Origin of the sequence: Vibrio sp. V15_P4S5T153, from assembly GCF_963874485.1 — a bacterium.
Lineage (GTDB): Bacteria > Pseudomonadota > Gammaproteobacteria > Enterobacterales > Vibrionaceae > Vibrio > Vibrio anguillarum.
In genome coordinates, this window is the sequence record NZ_CAWNHR010000023.1 from 32,265 (window position 1) to 47,582 (window position 15,318).

The following is a 15,318-nucleotide window of genomic DNA, read 5'->3' on the forward strand; positions in this document are numbered from 1 at the left end:
AAGTAAAGGCATCCATTGGGATGCCTTTACTGTTTCTTACGACCGATTAGTTCGCTTGGCAGAGACTTTCTTGAATGGTTAAGCGAATTTCAGGATAGAGCATCGAGTAAAGTAGGCGTGCTAGTTGAACGGTTGGTTCTAAATGGCAATTGCCATCAACATCCAAATAGCCCTGCTCTTTGAGCGTGACAAACATGGCGGAGAATACCCCTTTATCAAAAAACTCAGGGGCATTGATGCCATGCAAACGGCCAAGACGTTGTGCAATTTCTTGGCTTTTTTGCTCTAAATCAGATTTGCCCACTTCAGGGTTGGCAACCAGTAGATTGAGAGCAATCGCGTAGCGTTGTAGGGTTTCTGAAATGGTACGACCGAGCAGCATCAACACTTGTGTTTTGGCTTGGTTAATGGCCACGACACCCTCTTCTAGCGTCACTAATTGTTGACGTTGCAGTTCGTTAACGTAAGCGTTGACTACATCTGCGAGTTCATCTTGCGCAAAGCTTAAAAACAGCTCCTGCTTTAAGAAGGGATAAATCAGTGCCACATTGGCGGTTATCTGCTCTAGTGATAGCGTTTGCTGGCGGATCAACATCTGCGCAATCAGTGAGGGAATGGCAAACAGATGAATGATGTTATTGCGATAGTAGGTCATCAAAATCGACTGATTGCGGTCAAGAGAAATAATCTCACCCATGGTATCGGATTCAATTACAAATTTGTCGAGTGACTGTGCGTGGTTAACCAGTTCTTCCGCACTGGCTTTAGGCACAGTGCAGGTTGCTGAGTAGCGCACGTTATTTAGTAGCGATAAATAGCAGTCGATTTGCTTAACCAAATTGTCACGAGCCAGTGCGCTTTGGCGTGAAGCAAGTAATGCGGTGGCACACAAAGTTAAGGCATTGGCCGCCGCCGCATCGTTAATGTGCGTCATCATCTTGGTGGCCAGTTGGTTAACAATAGGGTTGATCCACTGCGGCTTGGTGCTGCCCATAGGGTCAATATCTTGCGTCCATTCTGGCACTTGCTCGTTAAGGTATTGGTTCAACGGGATCGGTTCGCCGAAATTGACATAGCCTTGGCCAAAATTACGCAGCTTGCGAATCGTGCGCAGCACTAAACCCGCATTTTCTTTCTCTTTACTTTTGCCGCGTAGCTCTTTGGCGTAAGTGCTTACTTCCATCACGTGTTCATAACCGATATAAACCGGCACGAGGGTCACCGGGCGGTTAAGGCCGCGCAACATGGCTTGGATGGTCATCGCCAGCATGCCTGTTTTCGCTGGCAGTAAACGGCCAGTGCGTGAACGGCCACCTTCGCTGAAATATTCAACTGAATAGCCTTTGGCAAATAGCTCGGCCAGATATTCGCGGAAAATGGTCGAATAGAGCTTATTACCTTTAAAGCTGCGACGAATGAAGAATGCGCCGCCACGGCGAAAAATCGGCCCTGCTGGGAAAAAATTCAAGTTGATTCCGGCAGCAATATGCGGTGGCACCATACCTTCGCGATACAGCACATAAGAAAGTAAGAGATAATCCATATGGCTGCGGTGGCAAGGGACATAGACAATCTCGTGTCCATCTTGCGCAAGGCGACGTACGGTGGCGGCATTATTTATATTAAGCCCTTGGTAAATGCGGTTCCATAACCAGCCCAGTATGCGTTCTCCTTTCTTGATTAAGGAGTAAGAGAAATCAGCGGCAATCTCATCCATGATGTCATGCGCTTCTTTGCGCGCTTTTTCGAGGGAGATATTGTTGGCTTTCGCTTGATCTTCAATCGCTTTTTCAATCGCTTGTGATTTAATTAGGCGGTTAAACAGCGCTTGGCGATTGGGCAAATTTGGCCCAGAAGCTGCCAGCTTTTGGCGAGAGAAATGAATACGAGCCACTCGTGCCAATTTATGCGCGATAGATTCGTCGGTGCCGTGTGAATCAGCCATATAGCGCAGTGAAACGACGGGGCTAAAGCGCACCATGCAATCGCGTCCAGCAAAAATTACCGCGAGTGCTTTTTGTGGGCCATTTAAGGCTTGGAGATAGGGTTTCTCTTGCCCCTCTTTACCTGGTTTACGTCCCCAAAGCACCGTCGCTGGGATCATTTGAACGTCCAATTCCGTATCAAACTTATGTAGCTCAAGCAGTTCAGAAAAAAGAGCGATAGAGTCACTAGGAACGTGCTGATCATTGCGCATCAAGGTTGGGCGCGCCGAGATGAAAACATAACGGGCAAAACTTTTGCCGTTTAGCTCAAGTGGTTGCAGCGGGTCAGGTAAACCCAGTTCTTTGGCGTGAGTTTGCAAGGTGAGCAAATCAACACTTGAGCGAAAAGGTAAGGCGTAAACAATCGGCTTGTGAATATCAATGCCGTGGTCTTCTATTGGATTAGAAGGGATCGCCGTGCCTTTGACCAACGCAGACAAAGGTAATTTTAGTAGTGAACGAGATAATGAGTGTCCAGAAGACATAAAGGTCGTCGCCTCAAGAATATTTCAATATGCTTAAGCGCATGTCCATTTCCCTGTGAGTTGATACTCAGAGAAATCGATATGCGCCGAAGCGGCTAGCTATTTTTGAGCCGCAAGGATACCAGAAACTGGTCAAACCTTTTAATCATTATTGTTTAGTAAAACAGCATCACTTGCGAGCGCGGTGAGTGAATCGGTGAGGTATTTATCGGTCGATTGCGGCATTTTTTGTAAATAGCCAAAAAATAAGCGTCCGCTCTTCCATTTATTCGATTACTGGATATACTCACAGTTAACTGTATAAACAGACAGGTGAGATATGAAGCCGTTAACGCCCCGCCAGCAACAAGTATTTGATCTTATCCGCAGTAAGATCGACGAAACCGGAATGCCACCGACTCGCGCTGAAATCGCACGCGAGCTGGGTTTTCGTTCCGCCAATGCCGCAGAAGAGCATTTAAAAGCACTGGCTCGTAAACAAGCGATTGAAATTATTCCGGGTGCCTCTCGTGGGTTGCGTATCTTACTTGAAGCTGCCAATGAGCCAGAAGATCTTGGCCTGCCTTTAATTGGTCGAGTCGCGGCGGGAGAGCCTATTTTGGCGCAAGAGCATGTCGAAGCGCATTACCAAGTGGATCCCAATATGTTTCGCCCTCAAGCGGATTTCTTACTGCGTGTGCAAGGCGAAAGTATGAAAGATATTGGCATTATGGACGGTGACTTACTCGCAGTGCATAAAACACAAGATGTGCGTAATGGGCAAGTGGTGGTGGCGCGTGTTGAAGATGATGTGACGGTAAAACGTCTAGAACGCAAAGGCTCTACCGTGTTATTGCACGCAGAGAATGAAGCGTTCTCACCGATTGAAGTGGATCTTAAATCTCAGCAGCTCACCATTGAAGGTGTCGCCGTCGGCATTATTCGCAATACCGATTGGATGTAATTTATTATTGAGATCCATTCTCAATAACTTGTTATTCTAACTGATATTCATTATCATCTTCTTTGTTGTTACATCGAGTTGCGACATAAGGAAGATGGTAATGCCTACCGATAAACATTCACTAACCCCACGTCATCATATTCCAACCAATTTAGTTCAACCGTTGTGGTTTCGTAGCCGCGAAAGTTTGGTTGATAACGGGTTAGTGTATGATCCGATCGCTGCAAAGGCCTGCCAGAGCTGTCACTTAGCCCCCGAATGTTTAAGCGGTGATATCGATCAAAAACAATTACTGCATGCCACCTTAACGCAATTGTGCGATCAACAAGTGCGCGCGTTTATTGAGCGTAACCCTGATGGATGGATCATTAATGTCGGTGCAGGGTTAGATACCCGTTTTTATCGGGTAGACAACGGGCGTTGCCATTGGATAGAACTCGATATCACCGAAAACCTGCTGTGGCGGCAGAAATTGTTTCATCGCAGTGAGCGTTATCAACATGTGTGTGGCAGTGTCGATGATCTTCAGTGGTTGGATGGATTGCCTATTGCGGAATCCTCAGCCGTTTTAATCGTTTGTGAGCATGCGTTATTAGATTGTACGGCGCAGCAACTCACCTATTTTATCCGCGCATTGGGTTTGCATTTTTCTAATGCGGCGGCTTGTTTAATGCTGGCTGGAGACAAAACTGCTTCCGCTTTAGGTCAGAAAATGGGCTCAGGCCATTACGGACATGGTTTTGCTAATCCAACCGAAGCGGTACTCAATGTCTTGCCTTGGGCTTCGTCGGCAAAAACGTTTTCACCGCTCGATCAACATTGTGGCCGCTGGAAATTATGGCAACGTTGGTTAAGTAAGGTGATGGTTTACAAGCTGCGCTTAACACCCGTTTTAGTTTATGTCCGTTGGTGAGTAACCGCTAGCCGTCCTCCTATCACTCCGCTACACTTTGCTCTCACCCATGAGAGGTCAACGTGTTGCAATCTATTTTACAAACGTTATCGAACCGTTCCGTACATCGACAAGTGTTGCTACTGGCGATACCTATGGTGCTGTCCAATATTACCGTACCGCTGTTAGGTTTAGTTGATGCGGCGGTGATCGGTCATCTGGAACACGCTTGGTATTTAGGTGGTGTGGCACTTGGCGGTACGGTAGTCAGTGTCACTTTCTGGTTACTCGGCTTTTTAAGAATGTCGACCACAGGCCTTGCGGCGCAAGCATACGGTGAACAATCGTCACAAAAACTGGCGTTAGTCTTGTTGCAAGGGCTCTTGATGGCACTGGCATTTGCGTTGTTGTTTTTGATTCTGCATCGATGGATTGGCGATGCGATTTTTTCAGCCAGCGGTGCCAGTGAGCAAGTAAAGCAATATGGGTTGCAGTATTTTGTGATTCGAGCGTGGAGTGCGCCCGCCGCATTGGCCAACTTTGTACTGCTCGGCTGGCTGTTAGCCACGCAAAATGCCAAAGCGCCAATGTGGATGGTAATCATCACTAACTTAACCAACATCGCGTTGGACATTCTGTTTGTGTTGGGTTTCGGCTGGAAAGTGGAAGGTGCTGCGCTGGCGTCGGTTATCGCTGATTATGCGGGCATGAGCTTTGGTTTACTGTGTGTTTGGCGCTATTGGTGGCGGCATCAACTCCCTTCGCCACTGCAGCTAGGTGTTTTAGTGACACAAGGTCTTAGCCGCTTTGTGAAATTGAATCGCGATATTTTCCTGCGTTCACTCTGTTTGCAGGCGGCGTTTAGCTTTATGACCTTTCAAGGGGCGGCCTTTGGCGATCAAACTGTGGCGGCTAACGCTGTCTTAATGAGTTTTTTGATGATGATCTCCTATGGCATGGATGGTTTCGCTTATGCGATGGAGGCTATGGTTGGCAAAGCGATTGGTGCAAAAAGTGAGACGCAGCTCAAAAGTGCTCTGATCGGCAGTTTTTTCTGGAGTGCGCTAATCTGTTTAGCGTTAACGGTGATGTTTGCGGTGTGGGGATCGGCGTTGATCACGCTGATCACTGACATTAATGCAGTTCAGCAAGCGGCTAACCGTTATCTACCGTGGCTGGTGGCGATGCCGTTAACCGCGATGTGGTGTTTTTTATTGGATGGTATTTTTATCGGCGCGACCAAAGGTAAAGAGATGCGCAACAGCATGTTTGTCGCGATGTGCAGTTTTTTCAGCGTTTTCTATCTGGCTCAGTCTTTGGGTAATCACGCCCTGTGGATGGCGATGCTCAGCTTTATGGCAATGCGCGGCATCAGTTTAGGTGTGCTATTTATCTCACAATGGCGACGCGGTGTTTTTCTCACTTGATCACCGAACCTATCCCTAAGCACTTCACTCACTAGGTTACCAAAAAGAAAGCCGCACTCGTTAGCGGCTTTCATTCCATTAGCAGGCAGAATTAGGTCGATGATTAGAACAATCGATTCAGGCCATTTAACGCCGCCACGCGGTAGGCTTCGGCCATGGTTGGATAATTGAAGGTGGTATTAACGAAATATTCGAGGGTATTGGCTTCGCCTTTTTGCTCCATAATTGCCTGTCCGATATGGATGATTTCAGCCGCGCGTTCTCCAAACACATGAATACCTAAAATTTCTTTTGTCTCTCGGTGAAACAAAATTTTCAAGCTGCCGATATCTTTGCCAGAAATTTGTGCTCGTGCGAGGTGTTTAAACGAAGAGCGGCCAACTTCATACGGAATTTTGGCCGCGGTGAGTTCTTGCTCTGTTTTGCCCACTGAACTGATTTCAGGAATGGTGTAAATCCCAGTTGGAATGTCATCAATTAAGTGCCATTGCGCTTGACCATGAGCAATCGCTTGAGCGACAAATCGACCTTGATCATAGGCTGCGCTCGCAAGGCTTGGGTAGCCAATTACATCACCGACTGCGTAGATGTGCTCCACCGAGGTTTGATAGTTACGATTGACGGCCAGTTGGCCACGTGAGTCGGCATTCAGGCCCACCGCTTTGAGGTTCAATTTGTCAGTGTTGCCCGTGCGTCCATTGGCATACAAGATACAGTCGGCTTTCATTTTTTTGCCCGATTGCAAGTGAACGATCACACCATCGTCAGTGCCTTCAATCTTTTCATGGGTTTCATCATTACGAATCACAATGCCGCTGTTCCAAAAATGGTACGAGAGTGCATCAGACGTTTCGTTATCCAGAAACGACAGCAAGCGGTCACGGGTATTGATGAGGTCGGTTTTGACGCCTAAGCCGCGGAAAATCGAAGCGTATTCGCAACCAATGACGCCTGCGCCATAAATGATGATGTGGCGAGGATCGTGTTTAAGCGAGAGAATCGAATCGCTGTCATAAACTCGTTCATGAGTAAAATCAACATCATCAGGTTGATAAGGGCGTGAGCCAGTCGCAATCACAAATTTGTCGGCGCTGTATTTTTCGATGCTGCCGTCAGCGTGCGTAACCGCCACGGTATTTTTGTGGGTAAACTTAGCGTTACCAAAAATCAGCGTACACTGATTGCGATCGTAAAAGCCTTGGCGCAAGCGCGTCTGTTTATCAATCACAGATTTAGCATGGCCTAAAATATCAGAAAAAGTGAGATGAATACTGGTGTTGTTTTTACAAAATAGAGGGTTACTGTTGAATTCGATGATGCGGCTGACCGCATGGCGTAACGCCTTGGAGGGAATGGTGCCCCAATGGGTACAACCTCCGCCAACACTACTCTCTTTTTCGATAATGGCGACATTAAACCCCGCTTTAGTCAAACCCATTGCGGCGCCTTCTCCGCCCGGGCCGCTACCAATTACGATGACATCGAAGTGGTTTTGGTTCGCCATACTCTATTCCTTGTCGTATTTGTTTAACATTGCTGTAGCGAGATTTTAACTGATCCATCAGTGCGGTAAACGATGTTGCCATCAGAGAGTGGAGAGGATCACGCTCGAGAGGTGAAAATGCCACTTTATGCTATTGCTTTGCCCATCTTACTGTGGCGAGTGATTGAAATTAGGTTAGGTGACTGTTTAATTGGTCACTTTGTCCAAAGAGGCGATGTTGTGGCTTAGACAACGTGCTCAATCACGTTATAGTATGGCTCAGATAGTAAAAGAGAAGCGACTTAATATGAAATCGATGGGAATTCGCGCATTACAAAAAGAAAAAACACGTCGTTCATTGATTGATGCAGCATTTAGCCAATTAAGTGCCGATCGGAGTTTTTCTAACTTAAGTTTACGAGAAGTGGCCCGCGAGGCGGGGATTGCGCCCACCTCATTCTATCGACATTTTAAAGATATGGATGAGTTGGGTTTAACCATGGTTGATGAAGGCGGTTTACTGCTGCGCCAATTGATGCGTCAAGCACGGCAGCGCATTGTCAAAGAGGGCAGTGTGATCCGCACGTCGGTTGAAACCTTCATGGAATTTATTGAAAGTAGTCCCAATGTGTTTCGCTTATTACTGCGAGAACGCTCAGGTACTTCTTGCGAGTTTCGTGCCGCGGTAGTGCGAGAAATACAGCACTTTTCCGCAGAGCTCACCGAGTATTTGATGACGACAGGCATGGGTCGTGACGAGGCATTAACTCAGGCCGAAGCTTCCGTTATTTTGGTGTTCAGCTCCGGCGCTGAAGCTTTAGATTTAGATCGACGTGAGCGAGATGAGCTTGCTGAACGTTTGATCATGCAGTTGCGAATGCTAGCCAAAGGGGCATTTTGGTATCGCAAAGAACGTGAACGTAATCGGCTCAAAGGGGGGATAGAGTAATGTCGAATGAAAACAACACAACCCATCGTGGTTCGGAAAGAAAAATACTTGTGCTAGCGCTCATCGCAGGTATGTGCGGCGATGCTTTGTTGTCTTGGGTAACCATTAGCCAAGTTCCGTTCTCCATTTTCCCATTGATTGCATTAGTGCTTTCTGTGCAGGCGTTGTATCAAGAATATTTGCGCCATCCGGTGGCGGAAGATCTTCCATTGGTAGCGCTTGCCTGTTTCTTTGTCGGTGCTTTTGGTCATTCGGCATTTATCAAAGCACAATATCCAGATTCTGGTTCTAACTTTTTCGCGATTCTCGTACTGCTGTTGTTGCTACTCTGGGTTGGAAGGAAATTGGGTTTTCTTGGTCGCCATCGCGCCGACTAAGTCATCAATGACTAGGTAGATATAGCGTGCGATGTGACCGTCATCCAAGCCTATCAAAGACATATCACAGGGATGTGGACGCCGTTTTCTTGTCGTAGCGTCATGCATCCCGCTGCCACGTAATCGTTGTAAGTGGCGATAGCCGTTATCGGTGCGTTTTTAAATACGATGCGAAATTGCTTTGAACGATATTCGGTAAACGTAATTATTGCCAGTTAGCTGGAATTCTTTGTGCACACTAGGGCTCCAAGAATCATCACCACCCACGCCCATGTGCTGATGGTCTAGGCGCACATAAATGGTTTTTTCTGCCATTAAATCACAGGTGTGTTTTGCTTTTGCCAGCGTCTGTTGAGCATATTGACTGACACTAAATTGGAAATCGCCAGATATCGCCAGTTCGTTCACTTGCAGCCATTGAGTTCCACAACGTAAGCCACTGTCGGTTGGGAAAATGTACTGAGTGTGCATCTCTTCTAGCGTTTGCGTGTGCAAGCCAAAACGTGCTGCAGATAGGCGGTCTGGGTAGTTCTCAAACGGACCTAAACCTTGCCAAGTGATTGGTGTACTCTGTTCATGCAATGGCAATTGTAGCTCCAAGCCGATACGTGGCATGGGTGGTAGATCATCGGCAAGTGTTACATCAACGGTCAGCTGCATTTCGCCACTGTTTTTCAGCGTATGCGTCCAAGTGGTGATGGCTTGCACGGCGCCGTTGAATTGGTAAGCGAAAGTTGATGTTACTTGCACGGCATGCGCCAACATGTCGCCATGGCAACTGACACATTCGCGTTTCCATTGGCCAATGCCAGCCATATCCCAACGACATACCCAAGCGTTTGGATCTACGTTATCCACTTCACTCACACCAATATCGTTATCCAGTGGCGCACGGAAGAAGTTATCTTGCGGTGCCGCCAGCATTTGCGCTTTGCCATCGACTTGCCAATCAATCATCAAGCCTGTTTGACTATCCCAGCACCATTGATGCTTCTCATCTAGGCTGGTGACTACGATCATGCATTTTTGCTGGCTTATCGCTGGGGCTGGTTGCGTTTCCAATTTAGGCATGGCGAGACCTGCGGTATTGCGTAGCGCAAATTGCTCAGAAGCGCTCACATGTCCCGCGGGTGCCCAAAGTGTTTCAGCCACTAAGGTGATGTCAGTATTCAAGTGGTATCGCGCTTCTGCTTTAGGTGTAAATTCAAAAGCAATATCTACGGTTGCTTGGCTATCGGCTTTGATGTTCAGCACCACTGAGCCAGATTGAATCAATTTGCCATCTTCTAAAAGTGACCAGTTCAATTGCTCGTTGTCCGTTGCACGAAATAGGTTTTCGTTAGTTACTAATAGATGACAGAATCCTTTCGCTTGTTCTTGCAGCGACACGCGAATCATACGCTGGCAGTATTTGGCTTCTTCCAATGTTGGATGCACAGTGCGATCTGGGAAGATCAACCCGTTGATGCAGAACTGGCGGTCATTGATTTTATCGCCAAAATCGCCACCGTAAGCCCAGAAGTGTTGGCCGTTCTCGTCCCATTGGCTCAAGCCTTGGTCTACCCAATCCCAGATAAAGCCGCCTTGAAGGCGAGGAAACTCGCGGAATGCATCCCAATATTCATGAAAACTCCCCAAACTGTTACCCATCGCGTGGGCGTATTCACATAAAATCAGTGGGCGAGTTTCGTTGGGTAGAGAAATCCATTTTTTGATTGGCCATTTTGGCACTGCTTCATCTGCAATCGTTGTATTCACTCGGGCGTACATAGGCGCAATAATGTCGGTTGCAGCGGTATTGGCACCGCCACCTTCATATTGAACAGGGCGCGACGGATCGTAGTTTTTCGACCAAGCGTACATCGCATTGTGGTTGCTGCCGTGGCCAGACTCGTTACCCAAAGACCAGATGATGATAGAAGGATGGTTTTTATCGCGCATCACCATTTGGGTGTAGCGGCTCATGTATGCGTGCGTCCATTGTGGATTGCTCGAAAGGCGATTCATCGGCTGCATGCCATGGGTTTCGATGTTCGCTTCATCGCACACGTACAAGCCGTATTGGTCACACAGTTCGTACCAACGAGGGTGATTTGGGTAGTGCGCTGTACGTACCGCGTTGAAATTGTATTGCTTCATCAAACAGATGTCGCGGATCATGTCTTCTTCTGTCATCACATGCCCAAGCTCTGGATGATGCTCATGACGGTTAACGCCACGGATCAGCAAAGGCTTGCCGTTGAGTTTAAACTGACCATCAGTGATTTCCACTTTGCGAAAGCCCACATGATAGGCTTCACTCTCCAGATGTATGCCGTTTTCATCTAATAGTGAAACGACTAGGCGGTATAGATTGGGGGTTTCTGCGCTCCATTTGTTTGGCTCACGCACGTGCAATGTTTGAAATACCACGTCATCGTATGTGCCCCGCTCGTCAATACGGCGGTTGTGCGGGCGATCAATTCGCGGCTCAGTCACTGCGCATTCACCATTAAAGAGCTGCACTTGCACTTGGTAACAATCTGGCGCTGAAATGTGCGTCACGATTGATAGTGAACCATCGCGATAACACGCATCCAAATCTGGCGTGACGAATACATCTTCAATGCAGTGTTGCGGTTTAGAAAGCAGAGCTACGTCGCGGAAAATACCACTTAGCCACCACATGTCTTGGTCTTCTAGGTAGCTGCCATCACACCAACGCATCACCATCACGGCAAGTGTATTCTCGCCAGCCACTAGGTAGGGCGATAAGTCGAATTCGGAAGGCAAGCGGCTATCTTGGCTGTATCCTACCCAAGTACCGTTGCACCATAGGTGGAATGCTGAGTTCACACCATCGAAGATGATGCGTTGGGTATTGGCAAGATCGGCTTCTGAGCGGGAAATCGTAGTGCGGTAACAACCTGTCGGGTTTTCAGCGGGCACGAATGGAGGGTTTACTTCAAACGGGTATTTTACGTTGGTGTAAATTGGTTTGTCGTAGCCTTGTAGCTGCCAGTTGGAAGGAACCGTTATTTCATCCCAGTTCGTGTCATTGAATTTGGTTTGAATAAACTCGCCTTCGACTTGTTCTGGCGAGTCGAACACTTTGAATTTCCATTGGCCATTCAGCGATTGACGTTGGGCGTAAACGCCGTCACGGGCATGGTCAATATCTCGGTAACTGGAAAGTGGGCTGTGTGCTTTTAAGCAGTGAATATTCACTGATTGCGGGGTTTCCCAGTCACGTCGTTGGAGAATATCTGAAAATGCCTTCATGGTTTTCCTACTTGATTTTTTGTTTCTAACCGTGTTGAGCTACGGTAGTGAATACCGTAATGGATGACTTTTTTGCTCTGGTAATCGACGCAAACGCGGCCAAAAACAGTGCCATACATAGAGTAGCTAATCGTTTTATTTTTTGAGTCCTAACTTGCTACTCAGTGTAAATAAAATGTGGAAACGTTTCCATGGTGGGGTTTATATTTTCATAGTAATAACGGATTTATTCTTCTTTCGTGTGATCATCCTCTCTGGAATGTACTTTTAAGCAATTTTAACGGCGAGTGATGAACTTTCCTTGATGAGATTGGCTTTGGATCTGACGTTTATATCAAAATCAATCTGTAAACGTTCCCATGAATTTGGTTTGGCTCACCGATTATTTTGTTCTATTCATTGTGATGCGATGTAATTTCCTGCTTCAAAGTCAGACAAAATGACAGATAACCATTGATTGAATTAACCGGTGGGCAGGCTCTACTGATTGTCGAATTGGGTGAGTATGCAGAGATTTTGCACTGGGGGCAGAAGGTAAGCGGTGATCTCAACGGTTATCGTATGGGCTCTGCATCGCCCTGTGCTATAGCCCGCCCTGATTAAACCGTTAGTCAGAGCGAGCAGCATAATAGGTAATGTTGTCAGTACGAATGCGTGAAAGCCGATTAAATCGAAATTTAAATATTGATTGAAAGTCTTATTTAATCTTCTCCAGCATCACACCTGCTTCCATGTGGTGGGTAAATCGAACCTTTAATCCGCCAAAGTCTACAGAGTTATATTTTCAACAATTAAAGTTATGATTTTAAAGGATTTTCGTGATCTTGTTGTCCGGTAAAGTCCAAAGCCGTACAATAGAAACTCGACGTTTGCCGTACCCCACGCCGTACCCAGAGCCGTACCCAGAAATGCAGAGGTTTTCCAACGATGACGAAACGAATCAGTACCAATGCAACGTTGCAAGCATTGAAGCCACAGGATAAGGAATACTCGATCCCCGATAAGAAGGTCGAAGGATTGAACATTCGAGTTCGTCCAACAGGCACAATGACTTGGATCTTTCGTTTTCAAGTAGGGAAGAAACACGAAAAAATCTCTATGGGTCGATACATTAAGATCAAACCAGAGCGCGGGATGACATTGGATCAGGCGCGAAAGGAAGCGGGCCGTTATCGTAGTTGGTTGGAGAATGGTAAGAACCCAAAGGTTGAGTTGGATATCGAGAAACGAGCGCAAGATGAGGCGAAGACCTTTGACGATGCGTTTATTAGCTTCGATGAAAAACGTCTTTCAAAACAGCTTCGTGGTGACCAGTCGAGGACCATTTACTATCGAGATATCAAGCCGATTCTCGGTAGCATCAAATTGGCTGATTTGAGCATATATGACCTCAACCGGGTCTTTGATGCGAAGGTCGATAAAGACGGTAAGCGTATGGCGGGGGCTATCGGGGTTTGTCATAAAATCATCAATCAAGTGATTAACCATGCCCTAGCACTAAATATGCTTGATACTCATCCTGCACCACAGCTGAAAGCAAAAGATGTTGGCGGCGGCTCTAAAGTGACAAAACGTAATTTAAGCTTTTCAGAGTTAAAGATTCTGTTAACGAGTATGCCGTCATGGCGTACAGATCCCTCTAACATTCGTTTAATGCAGTTCTTACTTGGTTGTGGACAGCGAATTAGTGCTGTACTAGAAATGCGTTGGAGTGAGTTAGATTTTGAAGAGGGAACTTGGCTGTTACCAGCCAGCTCAGAAGAACGACACACTAAAAGCCAAGATGCACGTAAAGTGCCTTTAAGTGACTACTTGCTTGCACTTCTAAAAGATCAGCGTGACAGTGTGCCAAGTAAGTGGAAGTTGGTATGGCCCCAGCTAATGGTCGATAAAGTGCAAGAACCTGCGGCAGTACGGGCATTGATCAAACGTAATCTACCTATCGATTTTGAGCGCTTTTCACCTCACGACTTGCGCCGTACCTTTATCAGTCGTTGTAGTGAAATGGGGTTAGATATCGTAGCGATTGAAAAGACAGTCGGCCACCAGCTCCCAGGCATGCTCAGAGTCTATAACCATCATGATTATATCGATGAGCAATTGAAGGTTCTGGAAGCATGGGGTAACAAGTTGCAATCGCTAATGGAAGCGAACGTCCACCCGTTACCTTCAGCTAAGATGGCCTAGCTTTTGCCCTAAAGTAGGGTAATGCATAGAGCAAGGGAAGAGTCTGTGAGAAGTGCGTATCACCTGGTTAATATTTAGCTGATGCGCGCCGAGCCTTTTCTCGAAACTGCTTTTGCTTCCATGCCTTCATCATTTTGTACATGAATTCAGCGTGAGTTAGTCTCGTGCCGCGTTCTGTATTATCTTTTCGCTTTTTTTGACCAAAATTTGTACGAAAAACGAACAGGGTATCTAAGTTGGCGATGTTGATGTTGTAAGTTTGAGAGGTTGTCATAGGTGGTGGTAGGTGTGGTAGCCACTCTAGTTGGGATGAAATATAGTTAGACGTCCAAGTGTTTTGTTGTTTGTTCTTTGGGTCGATCCAGGAGTAATCAGGGCGAAGATCTGATGCAATATACAACCACTTTTCTTTAAGAATAAGCATTAGTTTTTCTTTTGAATGAGCAGTGGCGCTCCATTGATCAAAGAAGTCATATATGAGTTCAAATGCTTCTGAACGATGTAAAGGCAGTGGGTTCAAATTCAACTTTTTGTAGTAGTTTACTTGTTTGTCATTAATATTATTGGTGCAGTGAGTAAGTCTAGTTGAGTATCTGAAATCATACTCATTATCGTCTATCTTCAGAGATCGCGGAGTTGTTAACCTCAGCAAAGACCAAACGAAGTAGACGATTCTATCGTCATTTTTATCTATCCAATCAAACGACCGTTCAGGTAACAAACTTTCCAATGCTGCGCGATTCATCCGATTTATCAAGCCTTCAACATCGAGTTTACGGCGTAGTAACACCATGGATATTTTGAGCTGTAGTTCCTTTTTGTCTTGGCAGTCTCTCCCCAAAATATTGTTCATATTCTTAGCAAGATAAGCCCAGTAGAACTTCAAGTATCTTTCATTATTCGCCCTGAATAAGCCATTTTCGATTAGTGAAGCCTCTCTTGATGCCATCTTAATGTTCCCAAACTTGCAATTTTAATGATGGTTAAGTGTATATATATACCATCAATTTTAGTATCTAAAAAGTACAATTAACGTATTCAATTATTAGATTTATCGTAGTAAAAAAGTTCCTTAAAAATCTTGTTTTTTGTTGAATGATACTGTGTGCTCTATGTTTTTAGAGTGTTTATTGGGTTTCATGCTTGGTTTTTCTTCGATATCTTTTTTTTTAAATAAGATAATGGTTTTTTTGGAGTGCACAAGGGATTTTGCGAGGGGAGAACGTACCTATGAGACAGGTTGTGACGCGGTGATGATAGTGCAGCGATTTAGTTTATGAGGGGGAAGTACATCTATTCACTCCCCCGCTTTACAAAATTGAATTAGTT

Annotated in this window: 10 protein-coding genes and 1 pseudogene; 6 read left to right on the forward strand and 5 right to left on the reverse strand. The window is 46.1% G+C overall.

The genetic code is table 11. The features are described 5' to 3' along the window. Nucleotides 1–46: 46 nt before the first annotated feature. Nucleotides 47–2,470 (reverse strand): glycerol-3-phosphate 1-O-acyltransferase PlsB, encoded by a 2,424-nt coding sequence (plsB, locus tag AACT42_RS24325; protein ID WP_013855485.1) that lies wholly within the window; start codon nt 2,468–2,470, stop codon nt 47–49. Between the two features lie 319 nt (nt 2,471–2,789). On the opposite strand from plsB, the gene lexA reads away from it, so the two are divergent. The 3 genes from lexA to dinF all read left to right on the forward strand — a co-directional run bounded on the left by lexA (nt 2,790) and on the right by dinF (nt 5,732). Next, entirely contained in the window at nt 2,790–3,413 is a 624-nt protein-coding gene (lexA, locus tag AACT42_RS24330) for a transcriptional repressor LexA (RefSeq protein WP_026028591.1), read from the forward strand. Between the two features lie 94 nt (nt 3,414–3,507). Continuing rightward, the gene (locus tag AACT42_RS24335; RefSeq protein ID WP_017044869.1) at nt 3,508–4,326 is read left to right on the forward strand and encodes a class I SAM-dependent methyltransferase; all 819 of its coding nucleotides are present in this window, start codon (nt 3,508–3,510) and stop codon (nt 4,324–4,326) included. A 62-nt stretch (nt 4,327–4,388) separates the two neighbouring features. Continuing rightward, nucleotides 4,389–5,732 (forward strand): MATE family efflux transporter DinF, encoded by a 1,344-nt coding sequence (gene dinF / locus AACT42_RS24340; RefSeq protein ID WP_094134169.1) that lies wholly within the window; start codon nt 4,389–4,391, stop codon nt 5,730–5,732. A gap of 103 nt (nt 5,733–5,835) precedes the next feature. Here the strand turns inward: dinF and sthA are convergent, their stop codons facing one another. Further along, on the reverse strand, nt 5,836–7,236 hold the full coding sequence (sthA, locus tag AACT42_RS24345) for a Si-specific NAD(P)(+) transhydrogenase (protein ID WP_094134168.1): 1,401 nt from the start codon (nt 7,234–7,236) through the stop codon (nt 5,836–5,838). Between the two features lie 286 nt (nt 7,237–7,522). On the opposite strand from sthA, the gene fabR reads away from it, so the two are divergent. Continuing rightward, nucleotides 7,523–8,164 (forward strand): HTH-type transcriptional repressor FabR, encoded by a 642-nt coding sequence (gene fabR, locus AACT42_RS24350; RefSeq protein ID WP_017048583.1) that lies wholly within the window; start codon nt 7,523–7,525, stop codon nt 8,162–8,164. Continuing rightward, nucleotides 8,164–8,541: a YijD family membrane protein gene (locus AACT42_RS24355; RefSeq protein WP_094134167.1), complete on the forward strand. Its 378-nt coding sequence runs from the start codon at nt 8,164–8,166 to the stop codon at nt 8,539–8,541. Before fabR ends, AACT42_RS24355 begins: the two co-directional genes overlap by 1 nt. Nucleotides 8,542–8,556: 15 nt before the next feature. Here AACT42_RS24355 and AACT42_RS24360 read toward each other — a convergent pair. After that, a pseudogene (locus AACT42_RS24360) lies at nt 8,557–8,711 on the reverse strand (substrate-binding domain-containing protein); the annotation flags it as partial. Beyond that, nucleotides 8,701–11,802, reverse strand: coding sequence for a beta-galactosidase (locus tag AACT42_RS24365; RefSeq protein WP_094134166.1), 3,102 nt, complete (start codon nt 11,800–11,802; stop codon nt 8,701–8,703). The gene AACT42_RS24365 and the pseudogene AACT42_RS24360, both read right to left, overlap by 11 nt. 927 nt (nt 11,803–12,729) lie before the next feature. Here AACT42_RS24365 and AACT42_RS24370 point away from each other — a divergent pair. Further along, on the forward strand, nt 12,730–13,989 hold the full coding sequence (locus AACT42_RS24370; protein ID WP_094134165.1) for a tyrosine-type recombinase/integrase: 1,260 nt from the start codon (nt 12,730–12,732) through the stop codon (nt 13,987–13,989). A gap of 67 nt (nt 13,990–14,056) precedes the next feature. Here AACT42_RS24370 and AACT42_RS24375 read toward each other — a convergent pair whose 3' ends face one another. Then, nucleotides 14,057–14,938, reverse strand: a complete 882-nt coding sequence (locus AACT42_RS24375) for a hypothetical protein (protein ID WP_094134164.1) — start codon at nt 14,936–14,938, stop codon at nt 14,057–14,059. Nucleotides 14,939–15,318 lie beyond the last annotated feature (380 nt).

Excerpts from the sequence above, each read along its gene's own strand:
- AACT42_RS24365 (WP_094134166.1), bottom strand. The coding sequence starts at position 11,802 with ATGAAGGCATTTTCAGATATTCTCCAACGACGTGACTGGGAAACCCCG.
- AACT42_RS24335 (WP_017044869.1), top strand. The coding sequence starts at position 3,508 with ATGGTAATGCCTACCGATAAACATTCACTAACCCCACGTCATCATATT.
- sthA (WP_094134168.1), bottom strand. The coding sequence starts at position 7,236 with ATGGCGAACCAAAACCACTTCGATGTCATCGTAATTGGTAGCGGCCCG.
- AACT42_RS24370 (WP_094134165.1), top strand. The coding sequence starts at position 12,730 with ATGACGAAACGAATCAGTACCAATGCAACGTTGCAAGCATTGAAGCCA.
- plsB (WP_013855485.1), bottom strand. The coding sequence starts at position 2,470 with ATGTCTTCTGGACACTCATTATCTCGTTCACTACTAAAATTACCTTTG.
- fabR (WP_017048583.1), top strand. The coding sequence starts at position 7,523 with ATGAAATCGATGGGAATTCGCGCATTACAAAAAGAAAAAACACGTCGT.
- AACT42_RS24375 (WP_094134164.1), bottom strand. The coding sequence starts at position 14,938 with ATGGCATCAAGAGAGGCTTCACTAATCGAAAATGGCTTATTCAGGGCG.
- lexA (WP_026028591.1), top strand. The coding sequence starts at position 2,790 with ATGAAGCCGTTAACGCCCCGCCAGCAACAAGTATTTGATCTTATCCGC.
- AACT42_RS24355 (WP_094134167.1), top strand. The coding sequence starts at position 8,164 with ATGTCGAATGAAAACAACACAACCCATCGTGGTTCGGAAAGAAAAATA.